Here is a 19173-nt window from a genome sequence, read left to right on the forward strand (position 1 = left end):
CGGGCAGTCTAGCCGCCGGCACCTTCGAGTTGACGGTACACGGCGGTGGCCAGGCCCAGCAGCGCATCGCGCGGCAGCGCGCCGGCCAGAGCGTAGCCGAAGCCGCGGTCGACCCAGTAGAAGCTCGGCACCGGGCTGTCGGTGGCGAAGCGCAAGGCAGTCTCGTCTGTGCCGGGTTCGGCGGTGCCGGCCAGGCTGCCGATGTAGAGCGTGACCCGTTCGCCACCCGTCCGTTCGAACATGAACTGTGCCCGCGGCCCCTGGCTTCCCGGAAGCAGGCGGCCACCGACCAGCGTGTAGCCCTGGGCCGACAGATCGGGCACTTTCAACGGCCTGTCGAGCCGCCTGGAGAGCCACTGCACCAGGTGCTGCTGCTCGGCGGCGGCGACCTCCACCGGATGGCGCTTCTCGGGCGCGTAGACCGCGTGCGCCACCGCCGCCGCACGCACGAACTCCTGCGTGGCGGGCGCGGAGCGCGACAGGCGTGCCGCGTCGCCGGCGGCCCGCAGCCATTGCGCGTTGCCCAGCCAGCCGGCGCCGAAGGCGATCGCGACCGCGGCCGCCATGCCGCCCCAGCGCAGCCAGCGGATGTCGGCCGCGCGCTGCCTGCCCGCCAGGCCCGCGGCCTCCAGCAGCAGGGGCGGAACCGGTTCGTCGAGCACTTCGCGATGCAGTTGGCGCAGGGCGTCGCGCTGGGCCTGCCAGGCCTGCAGGTCTTCGTCGGGGGGTGGGGGCGGGGTGTTCATGGCGGGCTGCCGTCTATTTGAGGCGGCGCAGTGCGGCGCGGCCGGCGACCGGCGGCGCCTCGTCCATCAGGGCCTGCAGGCGGGCGCGGGCGCGCGAAAGGCGCGACATCACGGTGCCGGCAGGAATGCCGAGCACCTTCGCGACCTGGGCGTAGGAGAGGTCCTCGAGCGCGACCAGCAGCAGCACGGCGCGCTGGTCTTCGGGCAGCAGCAGCAGGCAGCGCTGGAGGTCGATCGCCTGGTCGCGCTGCGAATCGGGCGCGCGCAGCTCGTGAACCGCATCATCGATGTCGACGACGACCGCACGCGCCGGGGCCCGCCGCATCTGGCTGGCGAACTGGTTGTGCATGACCGTGAAGAGCCAGGCGCGCAGGTCGGTGCCCAGGCTCCAGAGCCGCCACTTGCGGCAGGCGCGCTCCAGCGTGTCCTGCACCAGGTCGTCGGCGGCCCAGGCGTCGCCGGTCAGCGCGCGCGCGTAGCGCCGCAGGCTCGGGATGTGGGGGACGAGGGCGCGTGGGTCCATGGGCGAAGTACCTGATGCACGAACGCCGCCGACCGGCCGTTTATTCCATCGGCCTCGAAATATTCCGCCTCAACGGCTGCGGCTCTTCATGGCGCGCTCGACCTCGCGCTTGCCTTCGCGGTCCTTGATGGTGTCGCGCTTGTCGTGCTCGGCCTTGCCCTTGGCCAGCGCGATCTCGCACTTGACCTTGCCGGCCTTCCAGTGGAGGTTGAGCGGCACCAGCGTGTAGCCCTTCTGTTCAACCTTGCCGATCAGGCGGCGGATCTGCTCCTTGTGCAGCAGCAGCTTCTTGGTGCGGACCGAATCGGGCGTGACGTGGGTGGAGGCCGAACGCAGCGGATTGATCTGGCAGCCGATCACGTACAGCTCGCCGTCGCGGATCACGACGTAGCCGTCGGTCAGCTGCACCTTGCCTTCGCGCAGCGACTTCACCTCCCAGCCTTCGAGCACCATGCCGGCCTCGAAACGCTCTTCGAAGAAATAGTTGTACGCGGCCTTCTTGTTGTCGGCGATGCGGGAGGAGGGGTCTTGCTTCTTTTTCGTGGCCATGGTGTTTCAGGTGAGGGCTGCATGGCTTCAATACAATCCGTCGCGCACGCGGTGCCGATTCTATGAAAACAGTCCACAAGTCCGTTCTTATCTGGTACAGCGCCGACGAGATGTACGCGCTCGTCACCGATGTGGCCAAGTATCCCGAGTTCCTGCCGTGGTGCGATCGCTCGAAAGTCATCGAGGAAAGCGCGCTCGGCATGACGGCCGAAGTCGGTCTCGCGTTCAGCGGTTTCCACCAGAGCTTCACCACCCGCAACACGCACGTGCCGGGCCGCGAGGTGCACCTGAAGCTGGTCGACGGACCGTTCTCGAACCTCGATGGGGTCTGGACCTTCACGCCGGTCGGCGAGGACGGAGAGCGGGCCTGCAGGGTCGAACTCAACCTGAGCTACGGCTTCAGCAACTTCGCGCTCCAGGCACTGGTCGGCCCGGTGTTCGACAAGATCGCCTCCAACCTGGTGGAGGCCTTCGTCAAGCGCGCCGAGCAGGTCTACGGCGCCACGTGATGCCCAGGGTCACGGTCGCCTGCTCGCCGGCACCGCGCAAGGTCTTCGAACAGGAAGTCGAGGTCGCGGACGGTGCCACGGTGCACGATGCCGTGGTTGCCAGCGGCCTGGCGCAGGCACTGCCGGGGCTGGACTGGCAGGCGATGGCGCCGGGCATCTGGGGGCGGGCGGTCGAATGGACCCGATGCGTGAGCGATCTCGATCGCATCGAGCTTTGCCGTCCCCTCACGGTGGATCCGAAGGTGGCGCGGCGCGAGCGATTCCGCCAGCAGGGCGCGCGCGGCACCGGCCTCTTCGCGAACCGCCGCAAGGGCGGCAAGGCCGGGTACTAAGGCCCGCCGAGGCTCACTTGCAGTCGGCGTCGATGATGGTCTGCAGCCGCTTCTGCTCGCTGGCGCGCGCCTCGTCGTCCATGATGATGCGCTCGCCCTGGGCATTCACGCGTGCGACGCGGATGCCGCTGTCCATGGTCGCCTTGCCCTGGCGCGCCCGGCCGCAGTTTTCAGCCTTGGCCTGAGCGAGCTTCTGGGCCTCGGCGGCCTGCTTGGCCTTTTCGGCTTCCTCGGCCTTGCGGGCCTTCTCCTCGAGTTCCTTGTCGACGCCGGCGGCCTTGGGCGCCGCGGGAGGCGGCGAAGGGGTGGAGGGCGCCGCTGCCGCCGTCTCGGTGGCGGCCGCATCGGCAGCGGCCGGTGTGCTGAAATTCAGGCGCTTGGGCGGGGCACCGGGCCGGCGCAGGATGTTCTTTTCGGGCACCTCCGGCGGCGGCGCCTGGTCGCTGTAGACCTTCTTGTTGTTCTTGTCGAGCCACTGCCATTGGGCATGCGCGCCCAGGGGCAGCAGAAACACGGACCCGACAAGGAGCAACTGGACAAGCTTCATGGGCGGAAGTTTAGCGCCGCCTTACGTTTTGCAACGTGCGGGAGGGCGTTTTTGCAACGTTCAGGCGGCATTTGGTCGCACCCGGGCGCCATTGGGTAGCAGAAAGCGCTCATCCCTGCGCCGGCCGGGACACCGGGCCCTCGTTACAATCCATCTTTTGGAGCTTCACCCATGCGCCTTCTCGGCAAAGCGCTCACCTTCGACGACGTGTTGCTGGTGCCAGCGTTCTCCCAGGTCCTGCCCAAGGACACCTCCCTCGCCACCCGGCTTTCCCGCAACATCACGCTCAATCTGCCGCTGGTTTCCGCCGCGATGGACACCGTGACCGAAGCCCGCCTCGCGATCGCCATCGCGCAGGAAGGCGGCATCGGCATCGTGCACAAGAACCTCACGGCGGCCGAGCAGGCGGCCCAGGTGGCCAAGGTGAAGCGCTACGAATCCGGCGTGCTGCGCGACCCGGTCGTGATCACCCCGACCCACACCGTGCGCCAGGTCATGGCGCTGTCCGACCAGCTCGGCATCTCGGGCTTTCCGGTCTGCGACGCCGGCAAGGTGGTGGGCATCGTCACCGGCCGCGACCTGCGTTTCGAGAGCCGCTACGACGTCCCGGTGAGCGAGATCATGACCCGGCGCGACCGGCTCATCACGGTGCCCGACGGCACCACGCTGGCCGATGCCAAGGCACTGCTCAACAAGCATAAGCTCGAGCGGCTGCTGGTCATCAACGAGGCCTGGGAGCTCAAGGGCCTGATCACCGTCAAGGACATCACCAAGCAGACCAGCTTTCCGAACGCGGCGCGCGACGCCAGCGGCCGCCTGCGCGTGGGCGCGGCGGTCGGCGTGGGCGAGGGCACCGAGGAGCGCGTCGAGGCGCTGGTCAAGGCCGGCGTCGACGCCATCGTGGTCGACACCGCGCACGGCCACAGCGCCGGCGTGATCGAGCGCGTGCGCTGGGTCAAGCAGAACTATCCGCAGGTCGACGTGATCGGCGGCAACATCGCCACCGGCGACGCCGCCCGCGCGCTGGCCGATGCCGGCGCCGACGCGGTCAAGGTCGGCATCGGCCCGGGCTCGATCTGCACCACGCGCATCGTGGCCGGCGTGGGCGTGCCGCAGATCATGGCGATCGACAACGTCGCGACCGCGCTGCAGGGCACCGGCGTGCCGCTGATCGCCGACGGTGGCGTGCGCTATTCGGGCGACATCGCCAAGGCGATCGCGGCCGGTGCCAGCACTGTGATGATGGGCGGCATGTTCGCCGGCACCGAAGAGGCGCCGGGCGAAATCGTGCTGTTCCAGGGCCGCAGCTACAAGAGCTACCGCGGCATGGGCTCGATCGGCGCGATGCAGCAGGGCAGCGCCGACCGCTACTTCCAGGAATCGAGCACCGGCAATCCGAACGCCGACAAGCTGGTGCCCGAGGGCATCGAAGGCCGCGTGCCCTACAAGGGCTCGATGGTCTCGATCGTCTACCAGATGTCCGGCGGGCTGCGCGCCAGCATGGGCTACTGCGGCTGCGCCACGATCGACGACATGAAGAACAAGGCCGAGTTCGTCGAGATCACCACGGCGGGGATTCGCGAGAGCCATGTGCACGACGTGCAGATCACGAAGGAAGCGCCGAACTACCGCGCTGAATAGCCTTGATCTGGCCTGATACTGAAATTCAGGCCAGATTGCGCTAGAATTTGGGCCAGATTATTTTCTTCTGGCCCAAATGCAATCCCTCGGTATCTCCGAAGCCAAGAACAACTTCTCGGCCCTGATCGACCTGGTCGAGAAGGGCGAGGAAGTGCGCATCACGCGCCACGGCAAGGAAGTCGTGCGCATGCTGCCGATGCGGCGCAAGCCGGTCATCACCGACGAGCAGATCGCCCGTGAACTGGGCCAGATCGATGCGCTGCACGCCACCATCCGGCCGGGTCCCGATGTGCGCGCCTTGCGCACCGAAGGGCGTGCCGGATGACCGCCTTCGTGATGGACGCCTCGGTCACGGCGGCCTGGCTGCTGCCCGACCAGGCCAGCGAACACACCCGCAAGCTCTACGCCGCGATCCGCCGCGACGAGGTCGAGCCGCAGGCGCCCAATGCCTGGCAGTGGGAGTGCACCAACATCCTCGCCAACGGGGTGCGCAGCGGGCGCATTCCGACCTCGGCGGTCGAAGGGCTCTGGAGCGTGCTCGATGCCATCCGGCACCGCGTCGAACTGCACGAGCTGGCGCCGGCCCAGCACAAGGCGGTGCTGGCCGTGGCCATCGACGCCGGCGTCTCGCAGTACGACGCGGGCTATCTCTGGCTGGCCCGCTCGCTGGACCTTCCGCTTGCCACCTTCGACCCGCAACTCATCCAGGCGGCGCCGCAGGCGGGCGTTCGCCTTTTCGACATTTCAACGCTCTGAGTCTTCTCCATGCAACACGACAAGATCCTCATCCTCGACTTCGGTTCGCAAGTCACCCAGCTCATCGCGCGCCGCGTGCGCGAAGCCCATGTGTTCTCGGAGGTCCATCCCTGCGACGTGACCGACGAGTGGGTGCGCGAGTTCGCCAGCGACGGCAAACTCAAGGGCGTGATCCTCTCGGGCAGCCACGCCAGCGTCTACGAAGACACCACCGACAAGGCGCCGCAGGCGGTGTTCGAGCTCGGCGTGCCGGTGCTCGGCATCTGCTACGGCATGCAGACCATGGCGCACCAGCTGGGCGGCAAGGTCGAGGGCGGCCACAAGCGGGAGTTCGGCTTTGCGGCCGTGCGGGCGCGCGGCCACACCGAGCTGCTGCGCGACATCGCCGACTTCACGACCGACGAGGGGCACGGCATGCTCAACGTCTGGATGAGCCACGGCGACAAGGTCACCGAGCTGCCGCCGGGCTTCAAGCTGATGGCCTCGACCGAGAGCTGCCCGATCGCCGGCATGGCGGACGAGGCGCGGCACTTCTATGCGGTGCAGTTCCATCCCGAGGTCACGCACACGCAGCAGGGCCAGGCGATCCTCGACCGCTTCGTGCTCGGCATCTGCGCGGCGCGGCCCGACTGGGTGATGCGCGACCACATCGCCGAAGCCGTGGAAGCCATCCGCCAGCAGGTGGGCGACGAGGAGGTCATCCTCGGCCTTTCGGGCGGCGTCGATTCGTCGGTGGCCGCGGCGCTGATCCATCGCGCCATCGGCGACCAGTTGACCTGCGTCTTCGTCGATCACGGCCTGCTGCGACTGAACGAAGGCGACATGGTGATGGACATGTTCGTCGGCCAGCTGCATGCCAAGGTGATCCGCGTCGATGCCAGCGAGCTGTTCCTGGGCAAGCTGGCCGGCGTGAGCGACCCCGAGGCCAAGCGCAAGATCATCGGCGGCGAGTTCGTCACCGTGTTCAAGCAGGAGGCGGCCAAGCTCACCAGCGCCGGCGCGAAGGGTGCCAAGTGGCTGGCGCAAGGCACGATCTATCCCGACGTGATCGAGTCGGGCGGCGCCAAGAGCAAGAAGGCGGTCACGATCAAGAGCCACCACAACGTCGGCGGGCTGCCCGAGCAGCTGGGCCTGAAGCTGCTCGAACCGCTGCGCGACCTGTTCAAGGACGAGGTGCGCGAGCTCGGCGTGGCGCTGGGCCTGCCGCACGGCATGGTGTACCGCCATCCGTTCCCGGGCCCGGGCCTGGGCGTGCGCATCCTCGGCGAGGTCAAGAAGGAATACGCCGACCTGCTGCGCCGCGCCGACGCGATCTTCATCGAGGAACTGCACAACTTCACCGACCCTGCCAGCGGCAAGAGCTGGTACGACCTCACGAGCCAGGCGTTCACGGTGTTTCTGCCGGTGAAGAGCGTCGGCGTGATGGGCGACGGCCGCACCTACGACTACGTGGTGGCACTGCGGGCGGTGCAGACCAGCGACTTCATGACCGCCGACTGGGCCGAGCTGCCCTATGCGCTGCTGAAGAAGGTGTCGGGGCGGATCATCAACGAGGTGCGCGGGATCAACCGCGTGACCTACGACGTGAGCAGCAAGCCGCCGGCGACGATCGAGTGGGAGTGAAGGCCGAACGACCTTTGCGGCACTTGTAGCGTCAGGTCAGAACCTTCCGGGTGATGCCGGGGAACCCATGTTCCCGTGAAGCCCATGTGATCAGGACCGCGGCAACGAGCAACGCGAACAGGACCCATGCGAAGGAGGCCACCCCGACGGTCTCCAGCAGAACCCCGCCGATGATGGCGCCGGCTGCAATGGCAATGTTCCATACCGTCACGAGGATGGACTGCGCGACATCGGCTCCGGATCCGGCCGCATCGGCGGTGGCGGTCTGCAACTGTGCGGCCGATCCGCCGAAGGTCACGCCCCACACGATCACAGCGAGGTAGACGATCGCGATCTCCTTGCCGCCGATGCCGAGCGCAAGCGATGCGAGGGCGAAGAATCCCAGGCTCGTCAGCACCAGGAGCCGCAGGTTCCGGTCGATCAGCAAGCCGGTGATCCAGATGCCGGCCAGAGACGAAACGCCAAAGACGAGCAGTACCAGATCGGCCCGGTCGGAGAGGCCGGCAGGTGCAAGGAAAGGGACGATGTAGGTATAGAGGATGCTGTGGGCAAGTATCCAGAGGACCAGCACGGCGAGGACCGGGCGAACCCCGGGAGTTGCAAAAACCGCCCGGATGGGGAGGCGCTTCTCCTGTTCTTGCCCGGGATAGTTGGGGACACGGAACAGGACCAGGATCATGACGCCGAGGGTCAGCAGAGAGATCAATCCGAAGGTGCTGCGCCACCCCAGCAGACTTCCCAGGAAAGTCCCGGCCGGAACGCCCAATGACAGCGCAAGTGGTGCGCCTATGCTGACCAATGCCAACGCGCGTCCCTTGAGTTCCGGCGCAACCATCCGCCGCGCATAGCCCACGAGCATCCCCCAGATGAGGCCGCCCGCCATGCCGGCCAGGCAGCGGGCGATCAATGCGATCGTGTAGTCGGAGGTGACTGCGGTGACGGTATTGAAGACGAGCAGGCCGCTCAATGCCGCAAGCAGCAGTGGGCGGCGCTTCCAGCCGTGCGTGAGAACGATCAATGGGATCGCCGCCACCAGCGAGCCGATGGCATAGAGAGTGACGAACTGGCCGGCAAGCGCCTCCGAGACGTTCATGCCCTGGCTGATCTGTGACAGCATGCCTGCGGGAATCGTTTCAGTGAGGAGCGCGAGGAATCCGGTCATGGCGAGTGCGAGGAGCGCGACGATCGGAAGGGCGCTTGTGCGCCGGTTGCTGGCAGGGTGAATCATGTGTGTATGGTTCCCGCATTCGCCGGTCATTGATATGGGCTGGCGCGAACAACACAGATGACGGCCATGTCAGCAATGGAGGTGTGGCAGTGGACAGATTGGGTGCATTGAGCGTCTTTGTCCGGGCATCCGAGGCCCGCAGTTTCACGATCGCCGGCCAGCAACTCGGGATTTCCTCATCGGCGGTGAGCAAGGCCATCGTGCGATTGGAGGAGCGGCTGGGGGTGCGGCTTTTTCATCGGTCGACGCGCACCGTGAGCCTAACGCCGGAGGGCAACTCGTTTCTCGCGCGGTGCAGGCGAATACTTGCCGAGATCGAGGCCGCAGAACTCGAGCTTTCCGAGGCGCAGAGTTCGCCTCGGGGAAGGCTTCGGGTCAGCATGCCGTCGGTTGGCATGCTCTTCCTGCCCACGCTGGCGGCATTCAAGCGTCTTTATCCCGATGTCGAGCTCGATATCGATTGCAGCGACCGGCTGGTCGATGTGATCGAAGAGGGATTCGATGCCGTGATCCGCACGGGCGTGCCGGCCGACTCCAGGCTGATGGCTCGGGTCATCGGTTCGTATCGGCGCGTGATCGTCGGGTCGCCGGACTACTTCGAACGAACGGGACGCCCCTCCAAGCCGGAGGATCTCGAGCGGCATGCCTGCTTTCTCTATCGCTATCCCAGCACGGGAAAGCTGGATGGCTGGCCACTTGGCGAAGGCACACGCGGACGGGCGCCCGAGCTGGCCCTCGGCATGGTGACCAACACGCTCGACCCGCTCGTCTCCTTCGTGGAACAAGGGCTGGGTGTGGCGTGCATCCCGGATATCGCCATCAGGCGCCAGCTCGAGGCCGGCTCTCTCGAGACGGTCCTCGACGACTTCAACGAGGACTGCACGACCTTCCGCATCCTGTGGCCGTCGAGTCGCCACTTGTCACCACGGCTGCGCGGGTTCGTGGACTTCATGGCCGAAAAGCTGTTCCCCCTTTGATGACTTGGATGCGGGCCTACCGCCAGGGAATGCTTCATGTCGTCGAGCCTCTTCTTCGCACTTCGGCCCGATGCGCTTGCTGCTGGCCGGGCCATGGAAATTGCTGCACGCCTGCGCTTCGACCATGGCCTGAGGACCCCGGCGACCGCCGTGGAGCGGCTGCATGTCACGCTTCATCACCTGGGCGCGCTGAAGGAAGAAACCGTGGCTCGCGCGCTGCGTGCCGCCGCGACCCTGGACAGCCCGGCATTCGAAGTCCGCTTCGACATGGCCATGAGCTTCAAGTCCGGCGCGAAGAAGCGCCCGCTCGTCCTGCTCAACCGGGAAGCACTGCAGCCGCTGCAGGATTTCCGATCCACCTTGGGTGTTGCGTTGTCCCTCCATGGGGTGGATGTCGACGATGGAAGCTTCACGCCGCACCTCACGCTGCTTCGCGACGTGCGAGCCGTGCCCGAGCAGTCGGTGGAGCCGGTGGCCTGGAACGCCCGTGAGTTCGTCCTGCTCCAGAGTCTCGTCGGCGAGGGGCGGTACGTGGCGCTCGGGCGATGGCCCTTGAACTGAAAACCAAAGGGCCGTGCTGTGTGATTTGAGAAAGTTATTTTTATCGTAGCCAGGCTACGATAAAAATCTCTATTTCAATCTCGCCAAGTTTTGAAAGGTGTGAATGAAATCGCATGGAGCAACCAAGCGCCGCAGGTGTTCGTGGACGACACGTTCGCGCTGAAGGGTGGAACCGCGATCAATCTCTTCGTGCGCGACATGCCGCGCTTGTCGGTGGATCTCAGACGCATGCGCCGGTGACCGCGCGAGACCCTGATGGCCGACCTGGAGATCATGCAGTTGTTCGCGCACGAAGGCATCACGCCTGCCATCCGGCGCGCCTTCGTGGCCTACCTGGCCAGCAGCAACCGGCCGGTGAACGAGGTCTTGTTTCCGCCGCTGTGCGACATCCGGCACGCCTTCGAACCCAACTGTCGCTGGTGGCCGGCGCACCCGAATGGGCGTTGCTGGACGTCGCCGATCTCGAACACCTGCCGGGCGTACGGTGGAAACAGCAGAACCTGGCGCAGTTGCAGAAGACCAACCCGAAGAAGTTTGCCGAGCAGGCAGACCTGCTGGCCGCTCGGCTGAGCGGGCTCGGATGATCGTGATCTCCGACGATGGCTGCGTGCCTCAGCACTCCACAACATTCACAGCCAGCCCGCCTAGCGAAGTCTCCTTGTAGGTCGACTTCATGTCCTCGCCGGTCTGCATCATGGTCCGGATGACGGCGTCGAGCGAGACATAGTGGCTGCCGTCGCCGCGCAGTGCCAGCCGAGCGGCGTTGATGGCCTTGACCGCACCCATCGCATTGCGCTCGATGCAAGGGATCTGCACCAGCCCGCCGACCGGATCGCAGGTCAGGCCCAGGTTGTGCTCCATGCCGATCTCGGCCGCGTTCTCGACCTGCGCCGGCGTGCCGCCGAGCACGGCCGCCAGCGCTCCGGCGGCCATCGAGCAGGCCACGCCCACCTCGCCCTGGCAGCCGACCTCGGCGCCCGAGATCGACGCGTTGGCCTTGTAGAGCATGCCGATCGCCGCCGCGGTGAGCAGGAAGTCCACCACGCCATCGTCCGAGGCGCCGGGGCAGAATTTCTCGTAGTAGTGCAGCACGGCCGGGATCACGCCTGCCGCGCCGTTGGTCGGCGCCGTGACCACGCGCCCGCCGGCCGCGTTCTCTTCGTTGACCGCCATCGCGAACGCATTGACCCAGTCCATCGCGGCCAGCGGGTCGGCGCCGGCGGCTCCGGCGTCGCGCGCCAGCAGTTCGCGGAACAGCTGCGGCGCCCGGCGGCGGATGTTGAGATTGCCCGGCAGGCGTTCGGCGGCGCTGGCGTTGTCGATGCCGAAGCCGCGTTGCACGCATTGCCGCATCACCTGCCAGATGTGGAGCACGCCCGCGCGCACCGCGTCCGGAGCGCGCCAGGCTTCCTCGTTGTCGCGCACCAGCCGGGCCACGCTGAGCCCCTTTTGGGTGGCCTGCGAGATCAGTTCGTCGCCGGTGCGAAACGGATGCGGCCAGGTCGGGCCCGCGGCGACTTCAGCCACTGCCGCGTCGCGGCCGCCTTCGACGACGAAGCCACCGCCCACCGAGAAGTAGCAGCGGTCGGCCAGCACGGCGCCGGCGGCGTCGAGCGCCATCATCCGCATGCCGTTGGGATGCTCGGCCAGCGACTCGTGGCCGACGAACTCGATGTCGCGGGCCTGGGCGAAGCCGATCGGGTGGCGGCCCAGCAGCGACAGTTCGCCGCTGCGGCGCACGGTGTCGATGTGCGGCCGCACCTGCGCCGGATCGACCGTGTCGGGCGCCTCGCCCAGCAGCCCCAGCATGACGCCCAGGTCGGTCGCGTGACCGTGCCCGGTCGCGCCGAGCGAGCCATATAGCAAGGCCCGCAGGCGCGACGTGCGCGCCAGCAATCCATCGCGGTCGAGCGCGTTCGCGAACATCAGCGCCGCCCGCATCGGACCGACGGTGTGGGAACTCGACGGGCCGATGCCGACCTTGAAGATGTCGAAGACGGAGAGCATCGCCCGACTATGCGGCCGCCAGCTGCTGCTTGACAAGCGCCACCCAGTAGGCGGCGCCGAGCGGCAGGATGCGGTCGTTGAAGTCGTAGTACGGGTTGTGCACCGGCGGGTCGTTCGGGCCCTCGCCGGCGCCGATGCCGATGTAGGCGCCGGGCCGCTTCTGCAGCATGAAGGCGAAGTCCTCCGAGCCCATCGCGGGCGGGATGTCGGTGTGCACCTGCGCCTCGCCGACCAGGCTGGCGGCCGCGGCGACTGCGGCCGCCGTCTCGGTGGCGGTGTTGACCACGCCCGGGTAGCCGCGCATGTACTTGAGCGCCACCGTGGCGCCATGGGTCTGCGCCATGCCGGCGCAGATCTGGTTCATCGCCGCCTCGACCTTGTCCTGGATGGCGGCATCGAGGGCGCGCGCGGTGCCGCGCAGCACCACCGTCTCGGGCACCACGTTCCAGGTGTCGCCGCCGTGGATCTGGGTCACGCTGACCACCGCCGATTCGGTGGCGCCGATGCGCCGGCTGACGATGGTCTGCAGCGCGTTGACCAGTTGCGCCGAGATCATCACCGGGTCGATGCCGGTCTCGGGCATCGCGCCGTGGCACCCCTTGCCGGTGATCACGATCTCGAAGGTGTCGAGGTAGGCGGTCATGGTGCCGGTGCGGATGCCGAACTGGCCGCGCGGCATGCCCGGGAAGTTGTGCATGCCGTAGACCGCGTCGGCGGGGAACTGCTCGAACAGCCCTTCATCGACCATCTTGCGGCCGCCGCCCTCGTTCTCCTCGGCCGGCTGGAAGACGAAGTGGACCGTGCCCTGGAACGGCTTGTGCCGCGCCAGGTGGTCGGCCGCGCCGAGCAGCATCGCGGTGTGGCCGTCGTGGCCGCAGCCGTGCATCTTGCCGGCGCAGGTGGACTTGTGGGCGCGCTCCCCGAGTTCGGTCATGTTGAGCGCATCGAGGTCGGCGCGCAGCGCGATGCTCGGGCCCTCGCCATTCTTGAGCGTGCCGACCACGCCGGTGCCGGCCAGGCCGCGATGCACCGGGATGCCCATCAGCATCAGGGCGTTGGCGACCACGTTGGCGGTGCGGTGCTCCTCGAAGGCGGTCTCGGGGTTGGCGTGGATGTCGTGGCGCCAGGCCAGCATGCGCTGGCGGGTGTCTTCGGCGATCTCGGGTTCGCGGTACATGGGGCGTTGGGTCTCGATGGGGTCAGTGGAAGAATTCGGCGATCAGGGTCGCGCCGAGGAAGGTGCCGGCGGTGGCGGTCAGCGAGACCACCACGATGCGCCAGCCCAGCTGGCGGAACATCGGCAGGTCCTTGGCGACCGAGAAGCCGGCCAGCGCCAGCACCGGCGTGGTGAAGGCCAGGAAGTTGAGCTTGGCGGTGAGCGCGATCAGCGCATCGGAGAACGGCAGCAGGCCCGGAATGCCGACCACCGTGGCCACCAGCGAAAGCACCAGCACCATCGGCATCCTCGGCAGCAGGCGCTTGACCAGCCCGACCGCCAGCACCACGGCGATGACGGCCAGCATGCCGGCCAGCGACTGCAGCATCGGCACCTTGAACGACAGCAGGTTGCCGATCATCACGCCGCCGGCCATCAGGACGCAGGCGACCAGGTTGTCGACCAGCCGAAGTTCCGGGGCGGCGACCCCGGCCACGCCGGCGAGCGAGGCGGTATCGGCCGACTGGCGCTTCGAGAAGCGACCGAGCACCGGTTCGAGCTTGCCGTAGAGCCACGAGCAAAGCGGCAGCGACAGGAACAGCGTGAAATAGAAGCCGACCACCGTGGTCAGCAGGTTCGAGGCGGCCGCGATCGCGGTCAGCTGCTTGACCATCTCGGGCGGCTGCTGGGCGCTGATGGCGCCGATGGCGGCAGCCATCAGGCTGCCCGAGCCGACGCCGGCGCCCATCGCGAGCGAGCGCGGGTCGAAGATGCCGAGGCTGGTGACGAAGCCCGCGAGGACCGCGATGAAGAGGGCACCGAGCACGGTGCCGGTGATGTACTCGGCCAGCACGCCGCGGCCCTCGGCCGAGGCCATGCCGTACTTCTCTCCGATGATCGCCAGGTTGCCCTCGCGGCCGACCGAGAAGGTGGCGCCCACCGCCTCGCGCTTGATGCCGAGCAGCAGGGCCAGCGGCAGGCCCAGCGCCAGGGTGCCGAAGGCATGGCCGAATTCCTGGAACACCAGCGCCCAGCCGGCCTGCCGCACGTAGGGCAGGGCGGAGCCGACCGTCAAGCCGAGCTTGACGATGAACAGCAGCAGCCCGGCATTGAGCAGGCCGCCGGCGTAGGACTGCAGGCCGGTGTGGATGCGCAGCGCCGAAGGCGTGCGGCGCGCGGCGATGCCCCAGGCGGCCGCCAGCAGCAGGGCCCACAGCATCGGCAGCAGCACCACCTTGCCCGGGCCCAGCTTGAACTGCGCGGAGCCGATCAGCTCGGCGATGGTGACGACGACCAGGGCCACGACGACCAGCTTGAGCTTGTCGCGGGCGGTGGAGTCCAGCGCTTCGGGCGCGAGCGCGGCGGTGGCGGATGTCATGGGGCTTCGATCTCTTCTGCGATGGGATGCAGCGAGTCTCAAAGAAAGAAGTCATTGCATCAATGACTAAAATTCAGGATCTTTGTTGCATTGAATGCAACACTCCAGGAGTGAGGACATGGACGACAAGCTGGACACGAGGCGCTTGCGCTACTTCATGCAGGTGCTCGAAAGCGGCTCGGTCCGCGGCGCCGCCGAGGTGCTCGACATGGACCCGTCGGCGGTCAGCCGGGCCGTCGGCCTGCTCGAGAAGGAATGCGGCACGCTGCTGCTGGAGCGCCGCGGCCGCGGGGTCGCGCCGACCGACGCCGGCGAACTGCTCTCTGTCTACCTGCGCCGCCAGGAGAGCCAGAAGCAGCACCTGCTGGCCCAGATGGACGCCATCCGCAAGGTCGAGCGGGGCCACATCGACATCGTCGCCGGCGAGGGCTACATCGACTGGCTCATGCGCCACAGCCTGCAGACCTTCATGCGCTCTCATCCGGCGATCACGGTGTCGCTCGAGGTCGGCAGCAGCGACGAGATCGTGCGCCGCGTGATCGACGAGCGTGCCCACATCGGGCTGCTGTTCCAGCCGCCCCGGGACGAGCGCCTGCGCTCGCACCACTCGCACCCGCAGCCGATCCAGGCGCTGGTGCTCGCGACCCATCCGCTGGCGCGGCTGGGCCGACCGCTGAGGCTGGCCGACCTGATGCCCTATCCGGGCGCCACGCTGCAGCGCAGCTTCGGGGTGCGCCAGCACATCGAGGCGGCCGAGATCGGCGAGGGCGTGCGGCTGCCGACCCTGCTGACCACCACCTCGTTCAGCGCGCTCGGCTACTTCGTCGTCGCCGGGCTGGGCTACGCGCTGAGCACGCGCATGTCGCTGCCGCCGCACCTGGACACGGCGGCGGTGGCCGAGCTGCCGATGAAGAACCCGCTGCTGCACCAGGGCCGGTCGCACGTGATCTCGCGCCACGGCCGCATGCTGGCACCCGCCGCGACGGAACTGCTGCGCCTGATCGTGAGCGACATGGCCGGCACCATGGGCGCGGCCGCGCGGGAGCCGGCAGGCTGAGCCCTCAGGGCGTCAGCAAGCGCTGCCCAGCTGGGTCTTGCTCTGCTGGAGCGGCCTGGCGCCGCGCGCGATCAACGGCTGCACCACACCGCTGGCGAAGGCCTTGCGCTCGGCGCCGGTGTCCTTGCCGTTGGTCGACACCTCGAAGGCCTGCCGGCCGCCGGGCAGGCTCCAGCGTTCGATCTTGATGCCCCGGGAACTCATGCGCAACATGCTGCTGCTGCAGTCGAGCGGCTTGGCCATGAAGCGCGCCGGCAGCAGGTCGGCGATGCGGCCGTCGGCCGCGCAGCTGCGCGAGTAGTTGGTCTTGGTCACGCCCTCGGCGCTCCAGCCGATGTCGACCTCCTTCTGGCGCTTGGCATCGACCTTGAAGGGGCAGCGCCAGTCGGCCTGCGCCCCTTGCGACGGGAAGGCGACGGGGCTTCGCAGCTTGTACATCGACTCCATCTGGCCCCCGGAGAGCCGCTCGCGGGCGATCGCGCTGGCGCCCGGCGGCGCATCGGCGGGCTGCACGATGCTGAAGTAGCGGACCTCGAAGCTCTTGCGCTTGCCTTCGGGAAGGCGCAGCGCCTCGGCGACCGCCTCGATCGTGGCCGGGCCGCCTTCCGCCGGGTCCCAGCGGACCGCGAACTCGGCGTCGGCCGCAGCCTGCGCCGCGCTGGCCGCCAGCAGGCACGCCGCCGCGAGGCTGCTGCGCTTCATGGCGACTCAGCCTTTCGCCTTGTGCTTCTTCGGCTTGTCCGCCGCCACCGGCGTGTCGCCGCCGTCCAGCACCAGCTTGCTCGGATCGAGCTGGCGCTTTTGCAGGTCGTGCAGCAGGCCGGCGTCGCTGAGGTCGATCTTGTGCGAAGACTCCCAGTCGCGGCGCGCCGTATCCTCGAGCCGCTGCACCGTGCCCGCGTGGTCGGTCTCGATCGCCAGTTCGCGCCGGCCGTCGAAGCTGCCCGGCGCCAGGTTGATCGAGCCCACGATGGCCCGCTTGCCGTCGGCCAGCATCATCTTCGCGTGCAGCTTCAGGTGCTTCATGGTGTGCACCTTGGCGCCCACGTCCTGCAGGATCCGCAGCCCGCCCACGCCCTCGATCAGCTTCTCGGCCTTGAGCGAATGCGGCGGCTTGGTCAGGATGTGGACTTTGACGCCGCGCGTCGCCGCGCGCACCAGGCGCTCGATGATCACCGTGTCCTGGTAGCGCTCGTTCTGCACCCACAGCGAGTGCTGCGCGCCGTCGATGAAGGCCGCCACGCGCTGGCGGCCGTTGTCGGGACACCAGATCAGGCGCGACTCGGGGTGGGGCGTGAAGTCCTCGTGCGCCCAGTCGGCATCGAAGCAGGCCACCATCTCGCGGGTCTCGAGGTCGTGCGTCGTGACGACCGCGTAGTCGCGTGTCTCGGTCAGGTCCTTGGGCTCCCAGTTGAGCGATTCGACGAAGCCGGTCTGGTGATCGACCACCATCGACTTCTGGTGCGTCAGGTCGAACTTCGGGTTGCTGTCGCGCACCTCGATGCCGGCCTCGACCAGCGCCTTGCGCGATGCCTCGTTCTCGGTCTCTCCGGTGCGGCGCGCCGGATTGAGCATGACGCGGACCTTCACGCCGCGCTGCTTGGCGGCGATGACCGCCCCGAGCAGCGTCTCGTCGGTGAACAGGAACATGCGGATGTTCAGCGCCAGCTTGGCCGAATTGATCGCATCGAGGATCGGCTTGGCGGTGTCATCGGGCAGAACGATCAATCTGTGGGACATGATTTCCTCAGGCGGGCGCGGCCGCGGTGGCCGGCGGGGTGTCGTATTGAATCCGGTGCAGCTCGGCGTAGACGCCGCCCTGCGCGACCAGTTCGTCGTTGGTGCCTTCCTCGACCACGATGCCGTCTTTCAGCACGATGATCTTGTCGGCGTTGCGAAGCGTGCTCAGGCGGTGCGCGATCATGATCACGGTGCGGCCCTGCATCAGCCGCTCCAGTCCTTCGATGACCAGCCGTTCGGACTCGGTGTCGAGGGCGGCGGTCGGCTCGTCGAGGATCATGATCGGGCTGTTGCGGATCACCGCCCGCGCGATGCCGATGCGCTGGCGCTGGCCGCCCGAGAGCGTGTCGCCGCGCTCGCCGACCAGCGAGTCGTAGCCGTGCGGCATGCGGCTGATGAACTCGTCGGCATTGGCGAGCCTGGCGGCGGCCACGATCTCCTCCTGCGTGGCGCCGGGCTTGCCGTAGGCGATGTTCTCGCCGATGGTGCCGCGGAACAGCACCGTCTCCTGCAGCACGAAGCCGATCTGCGAACGCAGCGCAACCAGCTTCTGCAGGCTGATGTCGATGCCGTCGATCAGCACGCGTCCGCCGGTCGGCTGGTAGAAGCGCGGCATCAGGCTCACGACGGTCGACTTGCCGCTGCCGGTCGGCCCGACGATGCCGACCACCTGGCCGGGCTTGATCGTGAAACTGACGTCGCGCAGCACCGGGGCCTCGTCGCCGTAGCCGAAGGCGACGTGCTCGAAGGTGATCTCGCCCTTGGCGCGGCCGGGATCGATGGCGTCGGGGCGATCGCGGATGATGTCGTCGGCGCCGAGGATCTTCTGGATCCGCTCGAGCGCGACGGTGGTCTGGGCGATGGTGCTGGCCATGCCGGCCAGGTCCTTGACCGGCTTGAAGAACTTGCTCAGGTAGGCGAGGTAGACCGTGAGGGCGCCGGCCGTCATGGTGCCGGCGATGATCAGCGCCGTGCCCTTCCAGAGCACGATGCCGGTGCACAGCGCGACCACGACCGCGACCACCGGCGACAGCAGCGACTTGATCTTGCGCGCCCGCAGCGCGGCCTCGGTGCTGGCGCGGCTGGCGGCCGCCATGTGCGTCACTTCGAGGTCCTGGCGGCCGAAGGCCTTGATGGCGCGCACCGAGCCCAGGCCTTCCTGGACCACCGCGACGATCTCGCTCTGGCGCGCCCGCACATCGCGCGTGACGTCCTTGACCGCCTTCTTGAAGCGGAACACGAACAGCAGCAGGAAGGGCATGACCGCGATCGCGATCAGCGTGAAGTCCCAGTCGAGCCAGAACATCAGGCCCAGCATGAAGACGATCGTGACGATGTCCACCACGATCGACAGCGTCGACGACGAGGCGAAGGCCTGCACCGTCGAGACGTCGCTGGTGATGGTCGACATCAGGGTGCCGGTCTTGGCGGTGTCGTAGTAGGCGAGCGACAGCCGGTGCAGATGCTCGTAGATGCGCAGCCGCAGGTCGTTGGCAACCCACTGCCCGATGCTGGTGGTGTAGTAGTTGTCGATGTAGCTCGCGATGCCGCCGATGACCGCGATCGCCAGGGTCGCGATGCCGGCGAACAGCGCCACGCCCAGCGTGTGGCGGCCGATGCCGAGCTGGTGCGCCCAGTCGAGCCAGGAGGGCAGGTGGTGCGTTCCGAGCGCATCGTCGAGCACCAGCTTGAGGGGCCAGGGCGCGGCCAGGCTCATGAGGATCTCGACCATCATGGCGGCGAGCACGATCACCAGCCAGCCGCGGTAGGGCTTGACCAGGCCCAGCACCAGGCGCGTCATGTCCCGGCGCGGCGACTCGGCGGTGTGCCTGGCGACCCTGGT

General features: G+C 67.7%; 21 protein-coding genes and 1 pseudogene. 11 read left to right on the plus strand and 11 right to left on the minus strand.

What is annotated here, in order from left to right:
- Positions 1-8: 8 nt before the first annotated feature.
- From QTI45_RS05585 to smpB, 3 genes are all read right to left on the minus strand, one after another.
- Positions 9-746 (minus strand): anti-sigma factor family protein, encoded by a 738-nt coding sequence (locus QTI45_RS05585; RefSeq protein WP_286653740.1) that lies wholly within the window; start codon positions 744-746, stop codon positions 9-11.
- Between the two features lie 13 nt (positions 747-759).
- Complete coding sequence (locus tag QTI45_RS05590; RefSeq protein WP_286367781.1) at positions 760-1269, minus strand: sigma-70 family RNA polymerase sigma factor; 510 nt, start codon at positions 1267-1269, stop codon at positions 760-762.
- Between the two features lie 69 nt (positions 1270-1338).
- The gene (gene smpB / locus QTI45_RS05595; RefSeq protein WP_286367782.1) at positions 1339-1818 is read right to left on the minus strand and encodes an SsrA-binding protein SmpB; all 480 of its coding nucleotides are present in this window, start codon (positions 1816-1818) and stop codon (positions 1339-1341) included.
- 62 nt (positions 1819-1880) lie between these two features.
- Here smpB and QTI45_RS05600 point away from each other — a divergent pair, with 62 nt between their 5' ends.
- Both QTI45_RS05600 and QTI45_RS05605 read left to right on the plus strand, forming a co-directional pair.
- The gene (locus tag QTI45_RS05600) at positions 1881-2327 is read left to right on the plus strand and encodes a type II toxin-antitoxin system RatA family toxin (protein WP_286367783.1); all 447 of its coding nucleotides are present in this window, start codon (positions 1881-1883) and stop codon (positions 2325-2327) included.
- Positions 2327-2659 carry an RnfH family protein gene (locus QTI45_RS05605; protein WP_286653741.1) on the plus strand — a complete coding sequence of 111 codons (333 nt, stop codon included), beginning with the start codon at positions 2327-2329 and terminating at the stop codon, positions 2657-2659. Before QTI45_RS05600 ends, QTI45_RS05605 begins: the two co-directional genes overlap by 1 nt.
- A gap of 13 nt (positions 2660-2672) precedes the next feature.
- On the opposite strand, the gene QTI45_RS05610 is transcribed toward QTI45_RS05605, so the two are convergent.
- Positions 2673-3206 carry a DUF4124 domain-containing protein gene (locus QTI45_RS05610; protein WP_286367785.1) on the minus strand — a complete coding sequence of 178 codons (534 nt, stop codon included), beginning with the start codon at positions 3204-3206 and terminating at the stop codon, positions 2673-2675.
- 171 nt (positions 3207-3377) lie between these two features.
- Between QTI45_RS05610 and guaB the strand changes: the two genes are divergently transcribed.
- The 4 genes from guaB to guaA all read left to right on the plus strand — a co-directional run bounded on the left by guaB (position 3378) and on the right by guaA (position 7226).
- Complete coding sequence (guaB, locus tag QTI45_RS05615) at positions 3378-4847, plus strand: IMP dehydrogenase (RefSeq protein WP_286367786.1); 1470 nt, start codon at positions 3378-3380, stop codon at positions 4845-4847.
- A gap of 76 nt (positions 4848-4923) precedes the next feature.
- On the plus strand, positions 4924-5172 hold the full coding sequence (locus QTI45_RS05620) for a type II toxin-antitoxin system Phd/YefM family antitoxin (protein WP_286653742.1): 249 nt from the start codon (positions 4924-4926) through the stop codon (positions 5170-5172).
- Positions 5169-5603, plus strand: a complete 435-nt coding sequence (locus QTI45_RS05625; protein ID WP_286367788.1) for a type II toxin-antitoxin system VapC family toxin — start codon at positions 5169-5171, stop codon at positions 5601-5603. The genes QTI45_RS05620 and QTI45_RS05625 overlap by 4 nt, the downstream gene beginning before the upstream one ends.
- A gap of 9 nt (positions 5604-5612) precedes the next feature.
- Positions 5613-7226, plus strand: coding sequence for a glutamine-hydrolyzing GMP synthase (guaA, locus tag QTI45_RS05630; protein ID WP_286653743.1), 1614 nt, complete (start codon positions 5613-5615; stop codon positions 7224-7226).
- A gap of 31 nt (positions 7227-7257) precedes the next feature.
- On the opposite strand, the gene QTI45_RS05635 is transcribed toward guaA, so the two are convergent.
- Positions 7258-8454, minus strand: a complete 1197-nt coding sequence (locus QTI45_RS05635; protein ID WP_286653744.1) for an MFS transporter — start codon at positions 8452-8454, stop codon at positions 7258-7260.
- Between the two features lie 89 nt (positions 8455-8543).
- Between QTI45_RS05635 and QTI45_RS05640 the strand changes: the two genes are divergently transcribed.
- The 4 genes and pseudogenes from QTI45_RS05640 to QTI45_RS35520 all read left to right on the plus strand — a co-directional run bounded on the left by QTI45_RS05640 (position 8544) and on the right by QTI45_RS35520 (position 10576).
- Positions 8544-9431, plus strand: coding sequence for a LysR family transcriptional regulator (locus QTI45_RS05640; RefSeq protein WP_286653745.1), 888 nt, complete (start codon positions 8544-8546; stop codon positions 9429-9431).
- A gap of 36 nt (positions 9432-9467) precedes the next feature.
- Positions 9468-9992, plus strand: a complete 525-nt coding sequence (locus QTI45_RS05645) for a 2'-5' RNA ligase family protein (RefSeq protein ID WP_286653746.1) — start codon at positions 9468-9470, stop codon at positions 9990-9992.
- Positions 9993-10082: 90 nt separating this feature from the next.
- A pseudogene (locus tag QTI45_RS35515) lies at positions 10083-10214 on the plus strand (nucleotidyl transferase AbiEii/AbiGii toxin family protein); the annotation flags it as partial.
- A 221-nt stretch (positions 10215-10435) separates the two neighbouring features.
- Positions 10436-10576 (plus strand): hypothetical protein, encoded by a 141-nt coding sequence (locus QTI45_RS35520; protein WP_286653748.1) that lies wholly within the window; start codon positions 10436-10438, stop codon positions 10574-10576.
- Positions 10577-10604: 28 nt separating this feature from the next.
- On the opposite strand, the gene QTI45_RS05660 is transcribed toward QTI45_RS35520, so the two are convergent.
- Genes QTI45_RS05660 through QTI45_RS05670 form a run of 3 tightly spaced genes read right to left on the minus strand, consistent with a single transcriptional unit; the run spans position 10605 to position 14533 of the window.
- The gene (locus QTI45_RS05660) at positions 10605-11999 is read right to left on the minus strand and encodes an L-serine ammonia-lyase (protein ID WP_286653749.1); all 1395 of its coding nucleotides are present in this window, start codon (positions 11997-11999) and stop codon (positions 10605-10607) included.
- Between the two features lie 7 nt (positions 12000-12006).
- Positions 12007-13176: a M20 aminoacylase family protein gene (locus QTI45_RS05665; RefSeq protein ID WP_286653750.1), complete on the minus strand. Its 1170-nt coding sequence runs from the start codon at positions 13174-13176 to the stop codon at positions 12007-12009.
- Positions 13177-13198: 22 nt separating this feature from the next.
- Positions 13199-14533 (minus strand): DUF3100 domain-containing protein, encoded by a 1335-nt coding sequence (locus tag QTI45_RS05670; protein WP_286653751.1) that lies wholly within the window; start codon positions 14531-14533, stop codon positions 13199-13201.
- A 118-nt stretch (positions 14534-14651) separates the two neighbouring features.
- On the opposite strand from QTI45_RS05670, the gene QTI45_RS05675 reads away from it, so the two are divergent.
- Entirely contained in the window at positions 14652-15590 is a 939-nt protein-coding gene (locus QTI45_RS05675; RefSeq protein WP_286367794.1) for a LysR family transcriptional regulator, read from the plus strand.
- A 12-nt stretch (positions 15591-15602) separates the two neighbouring features.
- On the opposite strand, the gene QTI45_RS05680 is transcribed toward QTI45_RS05675, so the two are convergent.
- The 3 genes from QTI45_RS05680 to QTI45_RS05690 are packed head-to-tail and all read right to left on the minus strand — an operon-like array spanning position 15603 to position 19131.
- Positions 15603-16292 (minus strand): hypothetical protein, encoded by a 690-nt coding sequence (locus QTI45_RS05680; protein WP_286653752.1) that lies wholly within the window; start codon positions 16290-16292, stop codon positions 15603-15605.
- A gap of 6 nt (positions 16293-16298) precedes the next feature.
- Positions 16299-17330: a phospholipase D-like domain-containing protein gene (locus tag QTI45_RS05685; RefSeq protein ID WP_286653753.1), complete on the minus strand. Its 1032-nt coding sequence runs from the start codon at positions 17328-17330 to the stop codon at positions 16299-16301.
- Positions 17331-17337: 7 nt separating this feature from the next.
- Positions 17338-19131: an ABC transporter ATP-binding protein gene (locus tag QTI45_RS05690; protein ID WP_286653754.1), complete on the minus strand. Its 1794-nt coding sequence runs from the start codon at positions 19129-19131 to the stop codon at positions 17338-17340.
- Between the last annotated feature and the right edge of the window lie 42 nt (positions 19132-19173).

The sequence above is a fragment of the Variovorax saccharolyticus genome (genome assembly GCF_030316765.1).
Lineage (GTDB): Bacteria > Pseudomonadota > Gammaproteobacteria > Burkholderiales > Burkholderiaceae_C > Variovorax > Variovorax saccharolyticus.